The sequence below is a fragment of the Shewanella sp. SW24 genome, from assembly GCF_025653395.1.
GTDB classification, from domain to species: domain Bacteria; phylum Pseudomonadota; class Gammaproteobacteria; order Enterobacterales; family Shewanellaceae; genus Shewanella; species Shewanella oncorhynchi.
Genome location: NZ_JAKKSH010000002.1, coordinates 81,419 through 100,023, shown reverse-complemented (window position 1 = coordinate 100,023; position 18,605 = coordinate 81,419). Strand labels below are relative to the sequence as shown.

The window sequence follows — 18,605 nt, the reverse complement described above, 5'->3', positions numbered from 1 at the left end:
GGACATTTAACGTGATTGAGAACATTAAGAAAGATGCGCAAGAGCGTATGGGTAAATGCGTTGACGCGACTAAAAACCAAATGGCAAAAGTGCGTACCGGTCGTGCCCACCCAAGCCTGCTGGATTCCATTCAAGTCTCTTACTACGGCACTATGACGCCACTAAACCAAGTGGCTAACGTGGGCGTTGAAGATTCACGCACTTTGTCTGTGACTGTGTTTGACCGTAGTGCTATCCAAGCCGTTGAAAAGGCTATTATGAGCTCTGATTTAGGTCTGAATCCTATGTCAGCTGGCGCGACATTACGTATTCCATTACCCGCGTTGACTGAAGAACGTCGTAAAGACTTCATCAAAGTGGTGCGTAACGAAGCTGAAAACGGTCGTATTGCTATCCGTAACGTGCGTCGTGATGCGATTTCTGAAGTGAAAAAGCTTGAAAAAGCTAAAGCTTGTACTGAAGATGATGTGCGTCGCAGTGAAGAAGAAGTGCAAAAGTTCACCGATGCTCACATTAAAAAGGTCGATGAGATTTTAGCGGCCAAAGAAATTGAGTTGATGGAAGTCTAATCTCAGTTCGATAAGCTAGAGTTGATGCGCCGTGTAGGGGTATACTACACGGCGTTTGTCTATTTTAAAGGGCTGTATTAGATGTCATCCACAGTGGAACTTGATCCGCACCCTAGGACGAGTGAGAGTGATTTATACACTCAAACGACCTTGCCGGGACAATTACCCGAACTCGTGAAACAGTCGTTACCTAAGCATGTTGCTATTATCATGGATGGCAATGGGCGTTGGGCACAAACCCAAGGTAAACCACGAGTGATGGGACATAAGGCTGGTGTTAAGGCCGTTAGAAGAGCCGTAAGCACGGCAAGCCAATTAGGCATTGAATCGCTAACCTTATTCGCATTTTCTAGCGAGAATTGGCGTAGACCCGATAAAGAAGTCAGCTTGCTGATGGAGTTGTTTTTTACCGTATTACAGCGCGAAATTAAATTGCTGGATAAGAATCAGGTTAAGCTCAACATTATTGGCGATATCAGCCGCTTTTCGGCGCGATTACAGAAGCAAATTGCTGCTGCTCAAGAGAAGACATCTCGCAATACTGGCTTGATTCTAAATGTTGCGGCTAACTATGGTGGCCGTTGGGACATACTTCAAGCAGCACAAAAATTAGCGGAAAAGGTCGAAACTGGCGAAATGACCAGCAGTCAGTTCACCGAAGAAGCCTTAAGTGCACATTTGTGCATGCAAAATCAGAGTGAAGTTGATTTAATGATCCGCACGGGCGGGGACTGTCGCATCAGTAATTTTGTGCTGTGGCAGGCGGCCTATGCAGAATTGGTGTTTACCGACACCCTTTGGCCTGATTTCGATGAACAGGCTTTTCATGAAGCGATAGCCATTTTTGCAAGTCGCCAGCGCCGTTTTGGTCTGACTGGAAGTCAGATTGATGAGATGCGTGCATTGTAAAACCTCATGAGGGATTTTTTTTGCTAAAACAACGAATAATAACAGCAACTTGGTTAGTTCCATTAGTTTTAGGGGCGATATTTTTGCTCCCTGCCAGCTACTTCGCCTGGGCCTTAGTTGCCGTCTTCCTTATTGCAGCAAAGGAATGGGGAAGAATTATCGATAATCAGTGTGATGTCACTCAGTGGAGCTTTACCTTCACAGTTGGTATCTTATTGGTGGCAATTAATCTTATTGTGCCAATCGATGCAGTTTGGTTAAGCCATCAGTTACATCCTATCTATTTGGCCATTCTCTATATTGGTGCATTCTGGTGGTTAGCATCACTATTATTAGTGGTAACTTATCCTAAAAGCGCTAAGTTCTGGCAAAAGAATCCTATGTTTAAGTCCATGTTTGGACAGTTAACCTTAGTGCCTTGCTTTGTTGCTCTTATCGCACTCAAATCCATTAGCTCACAAACTTCACCCTATTACGGCCCAGTATTAGTACTGTTAGTGATGTTGATTGTGTGGGCCGCTGATTCTGGGGCTTACTTCGTCGGTAAAGCGATAGGTAAAACGAAACTGATGCCTGCAGTGAGCCCTGCTAAAACCTTGGAAGGCCTACTTGGTGGTTTAGTGACGACTATGCTCGTGGTTGCAGGTGTTATGTATTATTCACCAGAGCAAGAACTGGGTTTAGTTGTGGCAGTGACCTTATTTGTTGCTTTAGTGTCAGCGCTGGGCGATTTATCTGAGAGTATGTTTAAGCGTGCGGCCTGTATTAAAGATTCTGGCACTATTTTGCCCGGTCACGGCGGCGTGCTCGACCGCATCGACAGCCTGACTGCAGCCTTGCCGGTGTTTACCCTGATCTACATTGCATTCTGGATGTAACGCTATGCAAAATATGGTGATTTTGGGTGCTACCGGTTCAATTGGTGCTAGTACCTTAAGCGTGATTTCGGCTAATCCATTGGCTTATAGCATCTATGGATTGGTGGCCAATGCGAGCGTTGATAAGATGCTGGCTTTGTGTGTAGCCCATAAACCGAAAGTCGCACATATGGTGGATGAAGAGGCTGCGAAACAGTTACGCGCCGTTTTACCCGCTGCGCTCAATATCCAAGTCACTACTGGCATAAACGATTTACTCGGTTTAGTGACGGCTGCCGAAGTGGATACCGTAATGGCAGCGATTGTCGGGGCGGCAGGGCTAGTACCAACCCTTGAAGCCGTGAAGGCGGGAAAGCGAGTATTACTGGCCAATAAAGAAGCTTTAGTCATGTCGGGTGAGTTGTTTATTGAGGCGACTAAGCGCTCTGGTGCTGTGCTATTGCCCGTGGACAGTGAGCATAATGCTATCTTTCAATGTTTACCCCTAGAAGTGCAGGCTAACCTCGGCCGTTGCGATTTAGCTGCGTCGGGTATATCCCATATTTTGTTAACCGGTTCTGGCGGACCTTTCCTGCGGTCGGATCTTGCGACACTTGCGGCCATGACGCCTGCCCAAGCCTGTAAACACCCTAATTGGTCCATGGGACCTAAAATCTCTGTTGACTCCGCCACTATGATGAATAAGGGTTTAGAGTTCATTGAGGCGCGGTGGTTGTTTAATACTCAGGCTGAGCAACTTAAAGTGGTTATTCATCCGCAAAGCGTGATCCACTCTATGGTGCAGTACCGTGATGGTTCGGTTATCGCCCAAATGGGTAACCCAGATATGCGCACACCGATTGCCCATTGCATGGCTTATCCGCAAAGAATTCATTCGGGCGTTGAACCTTTAGATTTTTTCAAAGTCGGACAGTTAAGCTTTTATGAACCTGATTTTGAACGTTTCCCCTGTTTGGCTTTGGCTATGGAGGCGTGTGCCCAAGGCCAAGAGGCTACAACCGTATTAAACGCTGCCAATGAGGTCGCTGTTGAAGCATTCTTGCAGGGGCAAATTGGTTTTACACAAATTGCAAAAGTGAATGAGGCTTGTTTAGTCACTGTGCCTAAACGTCCTATGGGCAGCATAGAAGATATTTTAGCCTTAGATGCGCAAACCCGCGTCTATGCGCGTGAGACATTAGCAAGCATCGCTTAGCAATAGCTGAGTGATTAAATTTATAACGTAAGGAGTGGGATGTTAGATTTTTTATGGAACTTAGGTTCTTTCATCGTTGCACTGGGTCTGTTAATTACTGCCCACGAATACGGCCATTTCTATATCGCGCGACGTTGTGGCGTGAAAGTCGAACGTTTCTCCATTGGTTTTGGTAAGGCTATTTGGCGCCGTGTTGGTAAAGACGGCACTGAATATGTGTTAGCCATGATCCCCCTTGGCGGCTATGTCAAAATGCTCGATGAGCGTGTTGAAGACGTTCCCGATGAATTAAAAGATCAAGCGTTCAATCGTAAAACCGTATGGCAACGTATTGCGATTGTGGCCGCAGGTCCAATTGCTAACTTTATTTTTGCCATCGTTGCCCTGTATTTTATGTATCTGATTGGTGTGCCATCACTTAAGCCTGTGATCACCTCGACGACCCCCGGGACTGCTGCTGCGCAAATTCAAATCACAGAGCCAATGCAAATAACGGCCATTTCCGGTCAGGCTGTGCGTAACTGGGAAGAAGTGAATTTAGCTTTAGTCGGCCACATAGGTGATGAAAGTCTGAGTGTATCGCTAACGCCATTGAATGGTTTGCAAGGTTTGGATTCTAGTGCGCGGTCTTACACCTTAGATACGCGTAATTGGCGTTTTGATCCTGAAAAAGAATCCCCGATTACGGCATTAGGGTTAGGTATTTATCGTCCCGAAATCGTCCCCACCATTGCTGCGATTAGTCCTGACAGTGCCGCTGCAAATAGTGAGCTAAAAGTCGGTGACACCTTAGTCGCAATAAATGGTAAAAATTATACCGATTGGCAGGCTTTTGTTGACATTATTCAACATTCTGCCAATGTGCCTGTGAGTTTAACTGTGCGTCGCAATGGCGAACAGTTTAATGTGGCAGTGACACCCTTAAGCAGTAAAAATGCCGATGGCCAAGAGATAGGTATGCTCGGGGTGAGCCCGACCCAAGCACAATGGCCAGACAATATGCGTTTACAACTTGAATATGGACCAATCGATTCTTTCGGCATAGCAGCGGATAAAACATGGCAACTTGTTGCTGTGAGCTTTAAGATGATTGGCAAATTATTTACCGGCGATGTGTCGGTGAAAAACCTGAGTGGACCCATTTCGATCGCACAGGGTGCGGGCAGTAGTGCAAACTATGGCTTGGTCTATTTTCTCGGGTTCCTCGCGCTCATCAGCGTCAATTTAGGCATCATTAACTTGCTGCCTTTACCTGTGCTCGATGGGGGACACCTGCTGTATTACTTTATTGAAGTAATAACTGGTAAACCTGTACCTGAAAAGGTGCAGGAAATAGGATTCAGATTTGGGGCAGCAATACTGCTGATGTTGATGAGCGTTGCGCTTTTCAATGATTTTGCCCGACTCTGAGCAAGGACAGACTAATAATTAGAAGTGCTCTATGAGATTGAATAAACTTTTTGCCTCGATGTTATTCGTCGGTGCGTCGTTTTCAGGGACTGTGTTGGCAGATACTTTCCAACCGTTTGAAGTGACCGACATCCAAGTTGAAGGTTTGCAACGAGTTGCACTCGGTGCTGCCTTGTTAAGCTTACCAGTAAAAGTAGGTGACACTGTTGACCAGTTAAGAATCCAGCAAGCGATTAAAAGCTTGTATGCATCGACTAACTTTGAAAATGTCTCCGTGAGCCGAGATGGCGGCGTATTAGTGGTGAAAGTCACTGAACGTCCCACCATCAGTGCCGTGACATTCGATGGCAACAAAGACATTAAAGACGAACAGTTACAGGAAAGTCTGGACGGTTCTGGCGTTAAAGTCGGTGAGTCGCTCGATCGTACTATGTTGACTGGTATTGAAAAGGGTCTGCAGGATTTCTACTACGGCGTGGGTAAATACGGCGCGAAAGTGGAAGCCCAAGTGATTAACTTACCCCGTAATCGGGTTGAGCTGAAATTTAAGTTTACCGAAGGTTTAGCGGCCGAAATCCGCCAAATTAACGTGGTCGGTAACAAAGAGTTCACCGATGCTGAACTGATCGGCATGTTGGAACTTAAAGATTATGTGGCTTGGTGGGATCTGTTTGGTGAGCGTCGTTATCAGAAGCAAAAACTGCAGGCCGATCTCGAGACCATCAAAACCTATTATCACAATAAAGGTTATATCCGCTTCGAAGTCACCTCGACTCAAGTGGCTATGACGCCTGACCGTAAAGGTTTATATATCACCATCAACGTAGATGAAGGTGAGAAATATAAAGTTAAAGAAGTAAACCTGACGGGTGATTTGATGGGTCGTGAAGAGTTGATGAAATCAATTCTGCCAATCAAAGCGGGTGATATGTACAACGGCGGTGACGTGACTTTCACCGAAGAAATGTACAGCAAGTATTTAGGCCGCTTCGGTTATGCTTACCCTGAAGTGAAAACCTACCCTGAAATTGATGATAAGACTAAAGAAGTCACCTTAAACATCAATGTTAAACCGGGTAAACGTGTTTACGTACGGGCGATTAACTTCACTGGTAACACAGTGACTAAAGATGAAGTGATGCGCCGTGAGCTGCGTCAGATGGAAGGCGCTTGGTTAAACTCAGCGCAAGTTGAGCAATCTAAAGCGCGTCTTAACCGTTTGGGCTTCTTCGAAACCGTTGACACTGAAACCATTCAAGTGCCAGGTACCGATGATTTAGTCGATGTTGCGGTTAAAGTGAAAGAGCAGCCGTCGGGCTCATTCAACGCGGGTGTCGGTTATGGTACTGAATCAGGTCTGAGTTTGCAGTTTGGTGTACAGCAAAACAACTTCTTAGGCACAGGTAATCAAGCGGGTATTAGCTTGAGCACCAACAAGTACTCTAAAAACGTTAACTTATCCTATACCGATCCGTACTGGACAAAAGACGGTGTGAGTTTAGGCGGGAGCGTTTATTGGAGTGAGTTTGATGCCAATGAAGCTAACTTAGAACGCTATAAAAACAGTTCGTATGGTGTGGCGCTTAACTCGGGTTTCCCGATTAACGAATACAACCGTATCAATGGTGGTATTGGCTATCGTCACAACACGATTTCTGAGATCTCAGCTTATGAGCAGGCACTGCGTTTCTATAACATCTATCGTGATGACGATCCAAACGCGGACTTAAGTTTCGATAACTTCGAACTCAGCCTGGGCTGGTATCGTAGCACCTTGAACCGTGGCACTTTCCCAACAGATGGCTCGTCCCAGCGTCTGAACGGCAAAATGACTTCGCCAGGGTCTGATTTACAGTATTTTAAGACAGACTTTGACACTAACTACTATTTCCCTGTTAACCGCAGTCAGAGCGTTGTGCTCTTGGCCCGTGGTCGATTAGGTTATGGTAACGGTTATGGTCAATTTAATGATAATGACCAAATTTTACCTTTCTGGGAAAACTATTACTCAGGTGGTAGTAGCTCGCTACGTGGCTTTAAGTCGAACTCTGTAGGTCCACGTTCATTCTATCTCTATCGAGGTAGTGAGCCGTGTGCACCGGATCCATCGGGCGATGGCTGTAGCTTGCCTGGCGATCCTAATAGTATCCAAGTCAGTTCTGGCCGCTCTATCGGTGGTAATGCCCTTGCAACGGCAAGTATGGAGTTGATTGTACCAACCCCATTCCTGGATGAGGCTTACACTAACTCAGTTCGTACTAGTTTCTTCGTCGATGCGGGTAACGTCTGGGATACTGAGTTTGATTACGAGTCATATCAAACACTTCCGGCGGACGAGTTTGCTAAGTTACAAGACTATAGTGATCCAGCTCGCCTGCGCGCCTCTTGGGGCTTGAGTGTTCAATGGTTATCACCTATGGGACCTATGGTGTTCAGCTTGGCGTGGCCGCTTAAAGAATATGAAGGTGACCAAACGGAGATCTTCTCTTTCAATATTGGCAAAACTTTTTAAAAGGCATACACTCGGCAAGTTTTGCTGACAATAACAAGGTAACAAGGAGTTTATTTTGAACAAGATGGTAAATTGCGCGCTGATGACGTTAGTTTTGTTAGGCGCGCCGTTAGTGGCACATGCTGAGAAAATTGCCGTAGTGGATATGGGCGCTGTGTTTGAACAGCTCCCACAACGTGAACAGATCTCTCAATCTCTGAAGAAAGAGTTTGGTGATCGCGTAGCTGATGTCCAAAAAATGCAAGAAGAAATGCGTTCTCTGATGGAGAAGCAGCAACGTGATGGTGCGTTAATGAACGATGCACAAAAAACTGAGCTGGTTCGTAAAATGGAATCGCTAAAATCTGAATATCAGTTAAAAGGCAAAGCATTGGATGAAGACCTACGTCGTCGCCAAGGTGAAGAGCAAAATAAACTGTTAGTTAAAGTGCAAAAAGCCATCAACACTATCGCTGAAAAAGACCAATATGATTTGGTATTACAACGTGGTGCTGTCATTTATGTTAAGCCTAACGCTGACATCAGTGGCAAAGTGGTTGAAGCCTTAAGCAAAGGCAAGTAATAGATGAATAGTGTGACTTTAAAAGAGCTATGCCTGTTATTAGACGGTGATATCCAAGGCGACGAAACGCTAATTATTAATAGTGTGGCGACCTTAGAAAATGCCAAGGCGGGTCAGATCTCTTTTTTAGCCAACAGTAAATACCGCTCTCAGCTTGAGGCAACTCAAGCGAGTGCGGTGTTATTGTCAGCTAAAGATGCGCAGGATTATCAAGGTACTGCGTTAATTGTAAAAGATCCATATGTCGGTTTTGCTCGTGTTGCTCAGTATTTGGACACGACACCCAAAGCGGCGGTGGGTATCCATCCTTCGGCACAAATTGATCCTTCAGCCCATTTAGGGGAAGGTGTCGCTATTGGCGCGAATGCTGTGATTGGTGCGAACGTCATTTTAGGTGAAAATGTGCAGATTGGTGCCGGTGTTGTGCTGGGACAAGATGTGGTTATTGGCTCAAAAACACGTTTGTGGGCTAATGTCACCGTCTATCACGATGTGCATTTAGGACAGGATTGTATTATCCATTCGGGTGCCGTATTAGGCTCAGATGGTTTTGGTTATGCTAACGAACGTGGTCAGTGGATTAAAATTCCGCAGACAGGTGGCGTGCGTATTGGCGATCGGGTTGAGATTGGTGCTAATTCAACGGTAGATCGTGGGGCATTAGGCCATACAGAGATCCACGACGGTGTGATTATTGATAACCAAGTACAAATTGCCCATAACGATATAATCGGCGAAAATACTGCTATTGCAGGCAGTACTACTGTCGCAGGCAGTGTCACTATTGGTAAATATTGTATTATTGGCGGTAGCTGTGCCATCGCAGGTCATTTGAGCATAGCCGATGGTGTGCATGTGTCTGGTGCTACCAATATCACCACTAATATGCGTGAGCCTGGTTTATACTCTTCTGCCACCGTGGCAATGGACAATAAACTTTGGCGTAAAAATACAGTTCGTTTCCGTCAGTTAGATGAACTGTTCCAGCGTGTTAAAACGTTGGAAAAAAATTTAAAAACACCAGATTAATTGCCCCAAGGCAATTTGAGGAACTCGGTTCGTGTCTAATCAAATGAACACTATGGATATTAAAGAAATACTTAAATATCTACCCCATAGATATCCATTCCTATTGATCGATCGTGTGCTTGATTACACTCCAGGTGTTAGTCTGCAGGCGATCAAAAACGTTTCAATAAATGAGCCATTTTTTCAGGGACATTTCCCGATACAACCTGTGATGCCAGGTGTGCTTATTTTAGAAGCGATGGCACAGGCAACTGGCCTGTTAGCCTTTAAAACGATGAGTAGTGATGTACCACCACCAGGTGTGTTGTATTACTTTGCTGGTATCGATAATGCGCGTTTTAGACGTGTGGTTGAGCCAGGAGATCAAATTCATTTTGATGTCAAAATGATTAAAGAGCGCCGCGGGATTGGCGTTTTCTACGGTGAGGCCAAAGTGGATGGTGAAGTGGTTTGTTCCGCTGAAATCATGTGTGCCCGCAGAGAGATTAGTCAGTGATAGATACATTAGCGTTTGTGCATCCCGATGCAAAAATTGGCAATAACGTCACTATTGGCCCTTGGACCTATATCGGTGCGGGCGTCGAAATTGGTGATGATTGTTGGTTGAGTTCCCATGTGGTGGTCAAAGGCCCAACGATTATCGGCAAAGGGAATCGTATTTTTCAATTCGCCTCCGTTGGTGAAGAATGCCAAGACAAAAAGTACGCTGGCGAGCCGACACGACTGATCATTGGCGACAATAACGTCATCCGTGAAAACGTGACCATTCACCGCGGTACGGTTCAAGATAACAGTGAAACCCGTATTGGGTCGAATAACCTGTTTATGAACTATGTGCATATCGCCCATGACTGTGTGGTCGGCGATAATGTCATCATGGCGAATAACGCATCTATTGCAGGTCACGTGCATGTCGGTGACTGGGCGATTTTAGGCGGTATGACAGGTGTGCATCAGTTTGTGCATATTGGTGCCCATGCGTTTACTGCTGGTTGTTCTTTAGTTTTGCAGGATGTGCCTCCCTTTGTGATGGCAGCAGGTCAACCGACGGTGCCTCGCGGCTTAAACAGCGAAGGTATGAAGCGTCGCGGTTTTTCTAAAGAAAGCCAGTTAGCCGTGCGTCGTGCTTATAAAACCTTATACCGTAGCAGTTTAACGGTAGAAGAAGCGATTGAAGCATTAGCTGAAGATGCGCAGAATGATGAGCAAGTCAAATTACTGCTTGAGTTTGTAAAGTCATCGAGTCGCGGCATTATTCGCTAACTTGATGACCACATGACAGCAAAAGGGCATTTATATGCCCTTTTGTATTATTGGTTTAAGCCTTTTTTGTGGTAGACGTAGCCGTTAAAAATGCGTTTATTCATCAATGCATTCGACCATAAATGAGCTTAGTCATTAATTGAATCATTAACTTAACATAAGTGTAGGCTTGGAACGATGCATTTTAGGTGCGGTTTACCTCTTCATCCAATGCCATTAATTCATGAGACGTGATTGGTTTATGAGCAATAAAACTCCATTAGTGTTTGCCATGGTTGCCGGAGAACTCTCAGGCGATATTTTAGGTGCAGGTTTAATGGCTGCGCTGCAAAAGACCCATCCCGATGCGCGCTTTGTCGGTATCGGTGGACCCCGCATGGAAGCCCTAGGCTTCAAATCCCTGTTTGCGATGGAAGAACTCGCAGTGATGGGAATCGTTGAAGTGTTATCTCGTCTACCTCGCTTATTAAAAGTGCGGTCATCCTTGATTAAAGAGATCACCGCGCTTAAGCCCGATTGTTTTATTGGCATAGATGCACCGGATTTTAATATTGGCCTCGAGCTTAAACTCAAAGCGCGCGGTATTAAAACCGTCCATTATGTGAGCCCATCCGTGTGGGCATGGCGCCCAAAACGTATATTCAAAATCGCGAAGGCGACCCATATGGTGTTGTCGCTATTGCCATTTGAGAAAGCTTTTTATGACAAGCATCAAGTACCTTGCACCTTTGTGGGTCATACCTTAGCGGATGATATTCCGTTGCGAAGTGATAAAGCGGCGGCGCGCCAGTTACTCGAACTCGATGCCGATGCAGAATATTTAGCGATTCTACCGGGATCCCGTGGTGGCGAGTTAAAGCAACTGGCTGAGCCTTTCGTGAAGGCGGCTTTACTGATTAAGCAGAACTTCCCTGATATACGTTTTGTGACGCCGCTGGTCAATCAAAAACGCCGTGAGCAATTTGAGCAAGCGCTGAAGGATTTTGCACCGGATCTCGAAATTCATATGGTCGAAGGTCAGTCGCGCGAAGTCATGGCGGCAGCCGATGGGATTTTATTGGCATCTGGCACCGCGACGTTAGAAGCCATGTTGGTTAAGCGTCCAATGGTGGTGGCTTATCGTGTTAGCCCTATGACCTATTGGATTGCTAAGCGCATGATGCAGGTCGAGCGTTTCTCGTTACCGAATCTACTGGCTGGAAAAGATCTCGTCCCTGAGCTCATTCAAGAAGATTGCACGCCAGAGAAAATAGCTGCGGCGGTCACTGTAGAGTTAAATCGAGATTTTACACCGCTCAAAGCTGAGTTTGATGCCCTGCACCAAGTGTTACGCCGTGATGCGAGCTTAAAAGCCGCTGAAGCGGTAATGGCACTGGTTGAGCCTAAACCAACTCATGCTAAAACGCAGGAGGCTAACTAGTGGCAACCTTTAAAAGTTTAACCGACGCCGATTTGCTGGCCTTTTCGACGGGTTTGATTGCTGGTGTGGATGAAGTCGGCCGTGGGCCTTTAGTCGGCGATGTAGTGACTGCGGCTGTGATTTTAGATCCAAACAAGCCCATCAGTGGTCTGAATGATTCCAAGAAACTCAGTGAGAAGCGTCGCGAAGCTTTGTTTGATGAGATTTGTGAAAAAGCCCTGTGTTATCACGTGGGCCGCGCAAGTCCTGCTGAAATCGATACGCTTAATATCTTGCATGCCACTATGTTGGCAATGCAGCGCGCGGTTGCTGGGCTTAAGATTGCGCCTGCGTTGGTGTTAGTCGATGGCAATCGCAGTCCGGCATTTGTTGCCCATAATGGCGTCTTACTTACCAGTCGCTGCATCATTAAAGGTGATGGTTTAATTGCCAGTATTAGTGCCGCATCGATTATCGCCAAAGTGACGCGGGATCGTGAGATGGATGTGCTCGATGCTGCTTATCCGCAATATGGTTTTGCTAAGCATAAGGGCTATCCGACTAAGGCGCATTTTGAGGCCATCGCCGAACATGGGGTATTTGACCAATATCGTAAAAGTTTCAAACCCGTCAAGGCATTACTGGGACTGTAAGCTGTGCTCCCAAGCTACCTGAAGATACGAGTTTCAGGTTGTTTGGGTATAAGTTCCCGTTATCCAGCAAAGTCACTGGCTCTGGCTGCGTGACTTTGTTAGTCTGCTTTCTAGTTATTGTTAACCTGCCATTCAAAGATAATCCTAATTATGTCCGATCCTCGTTTTGTGCATCTTCGTGTCCACAGTGACTTCTCTATGACCGATGGCGTGGCCAAGGTCAAGCCTATTTTGGCGCAGGTGGAAGCGCAGGGAATGGCCGCGGTCGCCTTGACTGACCAAAATAACTTTTGTGGTTTGGTGAAGTTTTACAGTGGTTGCCATGGTGCGGGGATCAAGCCGATTATTGGTGCCGATTTTTGGATGCAAGTGCCTGGATTTGACGGTGAATTATGTGCCTTAACCATCATTGCGATGAACAATGTCGGTTATCAGAATCTGACCCAAATCATCAGCCAAGCCTATTTGCGTGGCCAAGTGGCCGGCCGTGTAGTGATAGACCAAGAGTGGTTACTCACTTATAACGAAGGCATTTTGCTGTTATCGGGCGCCAAAGAAGGCGATCTGGGTAAGGCACTGCTCAAGGGCAATGGCACACAAGTCGAATCTTTATGCGACTTTTATCAGACCCATTTCACTGACCGTTATTTCCTCGAACTTATCCGCACAGGTCGCCCCGATGAAGAGCGTTATCTGCATATGGCGGTGGCCTTAGCGCAGGAGAAGGGCATCCCTGTTGTGGCGACCAATCAGGTGGTGTTTCTTAAACCCGAAGATTTTGATGCCCATGAAATTCGGGTGGCAATTCACGATGGCTTTACCCTTGCCGATCCTCGTCGACCTAAAAAATACAGTGAACAGCAGTATTTGCGTAGCGAAGAGGAAATGTGTGAACTATTCGCCGACATTCCTGCGGCGTTGGCGAACAGTGTCGAAATCGCTAAACGCTGTAATGTAACGATCCGTTTGTACGAATATTTCCTGCCCAACTTCCCGACGGGCGATATGTCCATCGAAGACTTTCTGGTTGATTGTTCGAAGAAGGGCCTTGAAGAGCGGCTCGAGTTTTTGTTCCCTGATCCTGAGGTGCGCGCCGAGAAACGCGGCGAATACGATGAGCGCCTCGACATTGAACTTAAAGTGATCAACCAGATGGGGTTCCCAGGTTACTTCTTGATCGTGATGGAGTTCATCCAATGGGGTAAAGATAACGGTATTCCAGTAGGGCCTGGTCGTGGCTCGGGCGCGGGTTCACTCGTGGCCTATGCGCTTAAGATTACCGACTTAGACCCATTAGAATTTGACTTACTGTTCGAGCGATTCCTCAACCCAGAGCGGGTTTCTATGCCCGACTTTGACGTCGACTTTTGCATGGATAGACGTGATGAAGTGATCGACCATGTGGCCGAATTGTACGGCCGCGAAGCGGTATCGCAAATCATCACCTTCGGAACTATGGCGGCAAAAGCGGTTATTCGCGATGTTGGCCGCGTGCTGGGTCATCCCTATGGCTTCGTTGACCGAATTTCTAAACTCATTCCACCAGAACCTGGGATGACGCTGGCGAAAGCGTTTGAGGTCGAGCCAGCCCTGCAAGAATCCTATGATGCCGATGAAGACGTAAAAGATCTGATCGACATGTGTCGCAAGCTCGAAGGTGTAACGCGTAACGCGGGTAAACACGCTGGTGGTGTGGTGATTGCACCAACAAAAATTACCGATTTTGCGCCACTCTATTGCGATGCTGAAGGTAAAAACCCAGTAACGCAATTCGATAAAAACGACGTTGAAACCGCAGGTTTAGTTAAATTCGACTTTTTGGGTTTACGTACTTTGACAATCATCGACTGGGCACTGGAGATGGTGAACAAGGTCGAGGTCAAAAACGGTCGCCCACCTGTGCGCATCGAAGCGATTCCGTTAACGGATGCTGCATCTTTCCGCTTGTTGCAAAAATATGAAACCACCGCGGTATTCCAGTTGGAATCCCGCGGTATGAAGGATTTGATTAAACGTCTGCAGCCCGACTGTTTTGAAGACATGATCGCACTGGTGGCATTGTTCCGTCCTGGGCCTTTGCAATCGGGCATGGTAGATAACTTTATCGAGCGTAAGCATGGGCGCGAGGAAGTATCGTATCCCGATTCTCAGTACCAGCATGAATCCCTAAAAGAACTGCTATCGCCGACCTACGGCATTATTCTGTATCAAGAGCAAGTGATGCAGATTGCACAGGTGTTATCGGGTTACACCCTTGGCGGCGCTGACATGTTGCGCCGTGCTATGGGTAAGAAAAAGCCCGAAGAGATGGCCAAGCAGCGCAGTATCTTTAAAGAGGGCGCAATCAATAACGGCGTCGACGGCGACTTGTCGATGAAGATCTTCGACTTAGTGGAAAAGTTCGCTGGCTACGGTTTTAACAAATCCCACTCAGCCGCCTATGCGCTTGTGTCTTATCAGACCTTATGGCTAAAAACCCATTATCCTTCGCAGTTTATGGCGGCGGTAATGTCGGCTGATATGGACAACACAGATAAAATTGTGACTTTGGTCGATGAATGCGAGCGTATGGGGCTACCGCTCATTCCTCCGGATGTGAACAAAGGCTTGTTCAAATTCACCGTTGATGATGATTTGCGCATTGTTTATGGCATTGGTGCCATTAAAGGTGTGGGGGAAGGTCCAGTTGAATCAATTTTAGAGGCGCGTAAAGATGGCCCCTTCGTGGATTTATTCGATTTCTGTGCCCGCATCGATTTGAAAAAACTCAACAAGCGCGTGATTGAAAAGCTGATCTGCGCGGGTGCACTCGATACTCTTGGGCCGCATCGTGCGTCTATGATGGCAACCTTGCCCGAAGCGATTCGCGCTGCTGATCAACATGCAAAAGCCGAGGCGATTGGCCAACACGATATGTTTGGTTTGCTCAACAGTGAACCCGAAGACAGTAAGCAGCAGTTTGTCGAATGTACCCCATGGCCAGATAAAATTTGGCTCGAAGGCGAGCGCGAAACCTTAGGCTTGTATTTGACCGGTCATCCGATCAATCAATATTTAAAAGAGCTGAAGCATTACACGTCCGGTCGTTTGAAAGATGTACATCCCACCGAACGCGGTAAAACCGCTAAGGCTGCGGGGTTAGTGGTGGCAACGCGAGTGATGCTGACCAAGCGCGGCTCGAAAATGGGCCTGTTGACGCTCGATGATAAGAGCGCACGTCTCGAAATCATGTTGTTTACCGAAGCCTTTGAAAAGTTTAATCATCTGCTGGAGAAAGACCGCATCCTCATTTGTGAAGGTGAGGTGAGTTACGATGATTTTGCCGGCGGCAACCGTATGACGGCGCGTAACATCATAGATATCAGTGAGGCGCGCAGCCACTTTGCCAAAGCGCTGGAAATTGATATGGATGGCAGCGAGTTAACGCCATCGGCGTTAGACACTTTCGAGCAAGCCCTAAGCCCGTGGCGTAACGGCGCTGTGCCTGTGGTGATCAATTACACTCAAGCTCAAGCCAAAGGTCAGTTTAGGTTAGCCGATGCTTGGCGAGTGAATCCGACCGATGACTTGATGCTCTCGCTCGAATCGCTCCTCGGGCCAAACAAGGTGAGAATTTTATTCTAATGTTGGTGAATGTCTTAGGTGTAAACAGATGAAGTTAACTTATGTCGGCTAAGCTTGACGAAGCATTGACTGCTGGCGATCTCAGCGCACATATCTGTGATTTTTTGGCTGCGCAATCCTTAGCGCCTGACAGCAAGTTAGTACTGGCTTACAGTGGTGGGGTTGATTCTGAAGTCTTGGCCTTTGGTTTAAGCCAGTTTGCACGGACACATCCGGAGTTTAATTATCAGCTAGTGTATGTACACCATGGCCTAAGCGATAACGCTGAGGCTTGGGCACAGCATTGCCTTGAGCGGGGCCAGTATTACGACCTACCCGTGACGGTTGAGCGAGTTACGGTTAATCGCGGGCCAAGATTGAGCCTTGAAGCTGAAGCGCGAAAAGTGCGTTATCAGGCGATTGAGCGGCATTTAAGTGCCAATGATGTGTTGCTGACGGCTCACCATGAAGACGATCAGCTCGAAACTATTCTGCTGGCGCTGAAACGTGGTCAGGGCCCGAAAGGGCTGGCGGCCATGGGACAAGTTCAAGCATTAGCACAAGGCAGACAACTGCGGCCGTTATTGGATATCAGCCGTGAGCAAATTGAAGCCTACGCAAAACAGCAAGGCTTAGTGCATATCGAAGATGAAAGTAATCAAGACGATAAGTACGATCGAAATTTTTTACGCTTAGAAATTATTCCCCGCTTAAAAGCGCGTTGGCCGAGTATTGCGACAACTGCGAGTCGCAGTGCGGCATTGTGCGCCGAACAACAGGCGACGCTGGATTTACAGGTGAGTGAACGTTTACCTTTATGGTTAACCCAAGCGCCTTACCATACTCAAAGTGTATTCAAGCTCGATGGTTTTGCCGAACAGTCAGTCGACTGGCAAGCGTTACTCTTACGTGGCTTTATTGAATCCCAAGGATTCGCCTTGCCCTCAAAGGTGCAGCTTAAGCAAATCATCACTCAGCTTCTTAACGCGAAAGACGATGCTAAAGTGCATATTCGAGTGGGTGAGTGTGAAATCCGTCGCTTTGCTAATCAAGTCTATTTATTCAAGTATCAAACTCACAAACGTCACACTCAGCCTGTGAGTTGGACCTTGCCACAGCATGACTTTATTTCTTTATTACAGGGAGATAGTGCCGAATTAGTCGTGTCGCCAGAGGGCTTAGCGAATGGTGAGCAGATTAGGCTGATAGTGACAGAACAAGGTCCCAGAGTCCGCTTACCTTGGCCTGATGAAGTGGTCAGTGTGCGTTATCAACTTGCGGGACAATTTCGCTGCCACCCTCATTCTCGGGGTAAGGGGCGAGAATTAAAGAAACTGTGGCAAGAGTTTGCCATTCCGCCTTGGGTACGCGAAAAGGTGGGGTTTGTGTTTTATGGCGAGCAACTGGTGATGGCAATTGGACTGTGGGTTGAAAAGGGCTTTATTGTTGAGTCGAATGGACTTGGTTTACAGGTGTTTGTTGAGGAAGCAAAGGAATTCTAGTCGAGAGTTAATCTTGGAATATTGGTGTGTTCTAGGAAAGCGAGAGGAGAGTGGAACGCAGCGCGTCAGTTTGATTTAGACCTTTATGGGGTACGCGCTGCGAGTGAGTTATCGCATTTCATTTGGCATCCCTGCGCGTGTTAAACTAATTGATTTTGGCTGAGTTTATAGCAGTTACGTCCGGCGGCTTTGGCTTGATAAAGCGCCTTATCGGCAAGTTCATAAAGTTGTTCGGCTTCAATGGTATCGTGTGATTCTGCCGCCCCTAAACTACAGCTCACCCCAAATTGATTGAAACTACTGTGCTGATTGATTACCGAGACAATCCGTTCACATAACAAGCCAGCCGCATGAATATTGCCTTGGACAATAATGACGAATTCATCACCACCAATCCGGAAGGCTTGATCTGTATTGCGTATGGTTACACGAATGATGTCACCAAATTCCTTCAGAATATAGTCACCACATTTATGGCCGAATTTATCATTAAGTTGTTTAAAGTTATCAAGATCGAGCACTATGAGAGCGACTGCTCCTTGTTTTCGATGGGCTCTTGCGGTCGCATTACTGAGACTCTGACTGTAATAATGGCGATTGCCTAAGCCAGTGAGCGAGTCAAACATAGCTTGCATCGACATTTCTTGATATTGCAACGCATTTAATAAAGGTTGCAATAACAGCGGTTCAATATCCTGTAAGTTTGAGGTTTGTGATGGCGTAAATGGCGTCACCAGTTGGTACTGAATCGTTAATGGCATTCCTGCACACATGAGCTGTCGTTTGACGCTGATACCATAACGTTTGCCCCAGCTGAATTTGTGCTCGCCATAGGTTAAACGCACGCCTTGGATCGGCAAGTGTTGTCCCAGCACTTTGCCATAGCAGGCAAAGACTGTCCTAGGATCTAAACTGGCGTGCAGTTGTTGGATCACTTGTATCAAGTCCAATGGATTATCATTGGGACTATAATGTTCTGTTTGATAGCGATATTCGTCGGGATACAGCTCGGTCGCTAGGCCAAAGTCCATAATCATCACTCCAGCAAATGTTAGTGCGATACATCTCTAACCTAGTCTAAGCAAATACCGTGCCGCAATATTTGTTAATAAAATTTGTCT

At 46.7% G+C, this 18,605-nt stretch carries 15 protein-coding genes; 14 read left to right on the top strand and 1 reads right to left on the bottom strand.

The window, feature by feature from the left end; translation table 11 throughout:
* Positions 1-11: 11 nt before the first annotated feature.
* The 14 genes from frr to tilS all read left to right on the top strand — a co-directional run bounded on the left by frr (position 12) and on the right by tilS (position 17,484).
* Positions 12-569, top strand: coding sequence for a ribosome recycling factor (gene frr / locus L5M17_RS02340; RefSeq protein WP_012088724.1), 558 nt, complete (start codon positions 12-14; stop codon positions 567-569).
* 81 nt (positions 570-650) lie between these two features.
* Positions 651-1,478, top strand: a complete 828-nt coding sequence (locus L5M17_RS02335) for an isoprenyl transferase (protein WP_212600030.1) — start codon at positions 651-653, stop codon at positions 1,476-1,478.
* A gap of 20 nt (positions 1,479-1,498) precedes the next feature.
* Complete coding sequence (locus L5M17_RS02330; protein WP_131523803.1) at positions 1,499-2,356, top strand: phosphatidate cytidylyltransferase; 858 nt, start codon at positions 1,499-1,501, stop codon at positions 2,354-2,356.
* Positions 2,357-2,360: 4 nt separating this feature from the next.
* Positions 2,361-3,551, top strand: a complete 1,191-nt coding sequence (ispC, locus tag L5M17_RS02325; protein WP_263138103.1) for a 1-deoxy-D-xylulose-5-phosphate reductoisomerase — start codon at positions 2,361-2,363, stop codon at positions 3,549-3,551.
* Positions 3,552-3,590: 39 nt separating this feature from the next.
* Positions 3,591-4,961, top strand: a complete 1,371-nt coding sequence (gene rseP, locus L5M17_RS02320; RefSeq protein WP_028760602.1) for a sigma E protease regulator RseP — start codon at positions 3,591-3,593, stop codon at positions 4,959-4,961.
* Positions 4,962-4,992: 31 nt separating this feature from the next.
* Positions 4,993-7,473, top strand: coding sequence for an outer membrane protein assembly factor BamA (gene bamA / locus L5M17_RS02315; protein ID WP_131523800.1), 2,481 nt, complete (start codon positions 4,993-4,995; stop codon positions 7,471-7,473).
* 64 nt (positions 7,474-7,537) lie between these two features.
* Positions 7,538-8,035 (top strand): OmpH family outer membrane protein, encoded by a 498-nt coding sequence (locus L5M17_RS02310; protein ID WP_028760600.1) that lies wholly within the window; start codon positions 7,538-7,540, stop codon positions 8,033-8,035.
* 3 nt (positions 8,036-8,038) lie between these two features.
* A complete protein-coding gene (lpxD, locus tag L5M17_RS02305; RefSeq protein WP_105249717.1) occupies positions 8,039-9,064 on the top strand; it encodes a UDP-3-O-(3-hydroxymyristoyl)glucosamine N-acyltransferase in 1,026 nt (341 codons plus the stop codon).
* A 31-nt stretch (positions 9,065-9,095) separates the two neighbouring features.
* The gene (fabZ, locus tag L5M17_RS02300) at positions 9,096-9,560 is read left to right on the top strand and encodes a 3-hydroxyacyl-ACP dehydratase FabZ (protein WP_006080990.1); all 465 of its coding nucleotides are present in this window, start codon (positions 9,096-9,098) and stop codon (positions 9,558-9,560) included.
* Entirely contained in the window at positions 9,557-10,327 is a 771-nt protein-coding gene (lpxA, locus tag L5M17_RS02295; protein ID WP_028760598.1) for an acyl-ACP--UDP-N-acetylglucosamine O-acyltransferase, read from the top strand. The genes fabZ and lpxA overlap by 4 nt, the downstream gene beginning before the upstream one ends.
* A gap of 241 nt (positions 10,328-10,568) precedes the next feature.
* A complete protein-coding gene (lpxB, locus tag L5M17_RS02290; RefSeq protein ID WP_263144940.1) occupies positions 10,569-11,747 on the top strand; it encodes a lipid-A-disaccharide synthase in 1,179 nt (392 codons plus the stop codon).
* On the top strand, positions 11,747-12,379 hold the full coding sequence (gene rnhB, locus L5M17_RS02285; protein ID WP_263144939.1) for a ribonuclease HII: 633 nt from the start codon (positions 11,747-11,749) through the stop codon (positions 12,377-12,379). The genes lpxB and rnhB overlap by 1 nt, the downstream gene beginning before the upstream one ends.
* Positions 12,380-12,529: 150 nt before the next feature.
* Positions 12,530-16,003: a DNA polymerase III subunit alpha gene (gene dnaE, locus L5M17_RS02280; protein ID WP_263144935.1), complete on the top strand. Its 3,474-nt coding sequence runs from the start codon at positions 12,530-12,532 to the stop codon at positions 16,001-16,003.
* 41 nt (positions 16,004-16,044) lie between these two features.
* Positions 16,045-17,484 (top strand): tRNA lysidine(34) synthetase TilS, encoded by a 1,440-nt coding sequence (tilS, locus tag L5M17_RS02275; RefSeq protein ID WP_263144933.1) that lies wholly within the window; start codon positions 16,045-16,047, stop codon positions 17,482-17,484.
* Positions 17,485-17,624: 140 nt separating this feature from the next.
* Here the strand turns inward: tilS and L5M17_RS02270 are convergent, their stop codons facing one another.
* Entirely contained in the window at positions 17,625-18,515 is an 891-nt protein-coding gene (locus L5M17_RS02270) for a GGDEF domain-containing protein (RefSeq protein WP_028760593.1), read from the bottom strand.
* Between the last annotated feature and the right edge of the window lie 90 nt (positions 18,516-18,605).

Coding starts and splice junctions, on each gene's coding strand:
- L5M17_RS02335 (WP_212600030.1), top strand. CDS start 651: ATGTCATCCACAGTGGAACTTGATCCGCACCCTAGGACGAGTGAGAGT.
- ispC (WP_263138103.1), top strand. CDS start 2,361: ATGCAAAATATGGTGATTTTGGGTGCTACCGGTTCAATTGGTGCTAGT.
- rseP (WP_028760602.1), top strand. CDS start 3,591: ATGTTAGATTTTTTATGGAACTTAGGTTCTTTCATCGTTGCACTGGGT.
- bamA (WP_131523800.1), top strand. CDS start 4,993: ATGAGATTGAATAAACTTTTTGCCTCGATGTTATTCGTCGGTGCGTCG.
- L5M17_RS02310 (WP_028760600.1), top strand. CDS start 7,538: ATGGTAAATTGCGCGCTGATGACGTTAGTTTTGTTAGGCGCGCCGTTA.
- lpxD (WP_105249717.1), top strand. CDS start 8,039: ATGAATAGTGTGACTTTAAAAGAGCTATGCCTGTTATTAGACGGTGAT.
- lpxB (WP_263144940.1), top strand. CDS start 10,569: ATGAGCAATAAAACTCCATTAGTGTTTGCCATGGTTGCCGGAGAACTC.
- dnaE (WP_263144935.1), top strand. CDS start 12,530: ATGTCCGATCCTCGTTTTGTGCATCTTCGTGTCCACAGTGACTTCTCT.
- tilS (WP_263144933.1), top strand. CDS start 16,045: ATGTCGGCTAAGCTTGACGAAGCATTGACTGCTGGCGATCTCAGCGCA.
- L5M17_RS02270 (WP_028760593.1), bottom strand. CDS start 18,515: ATGGACTTTGGCCTAGCGACCGAGCTGTATCCCGACGAATATCGCTAT.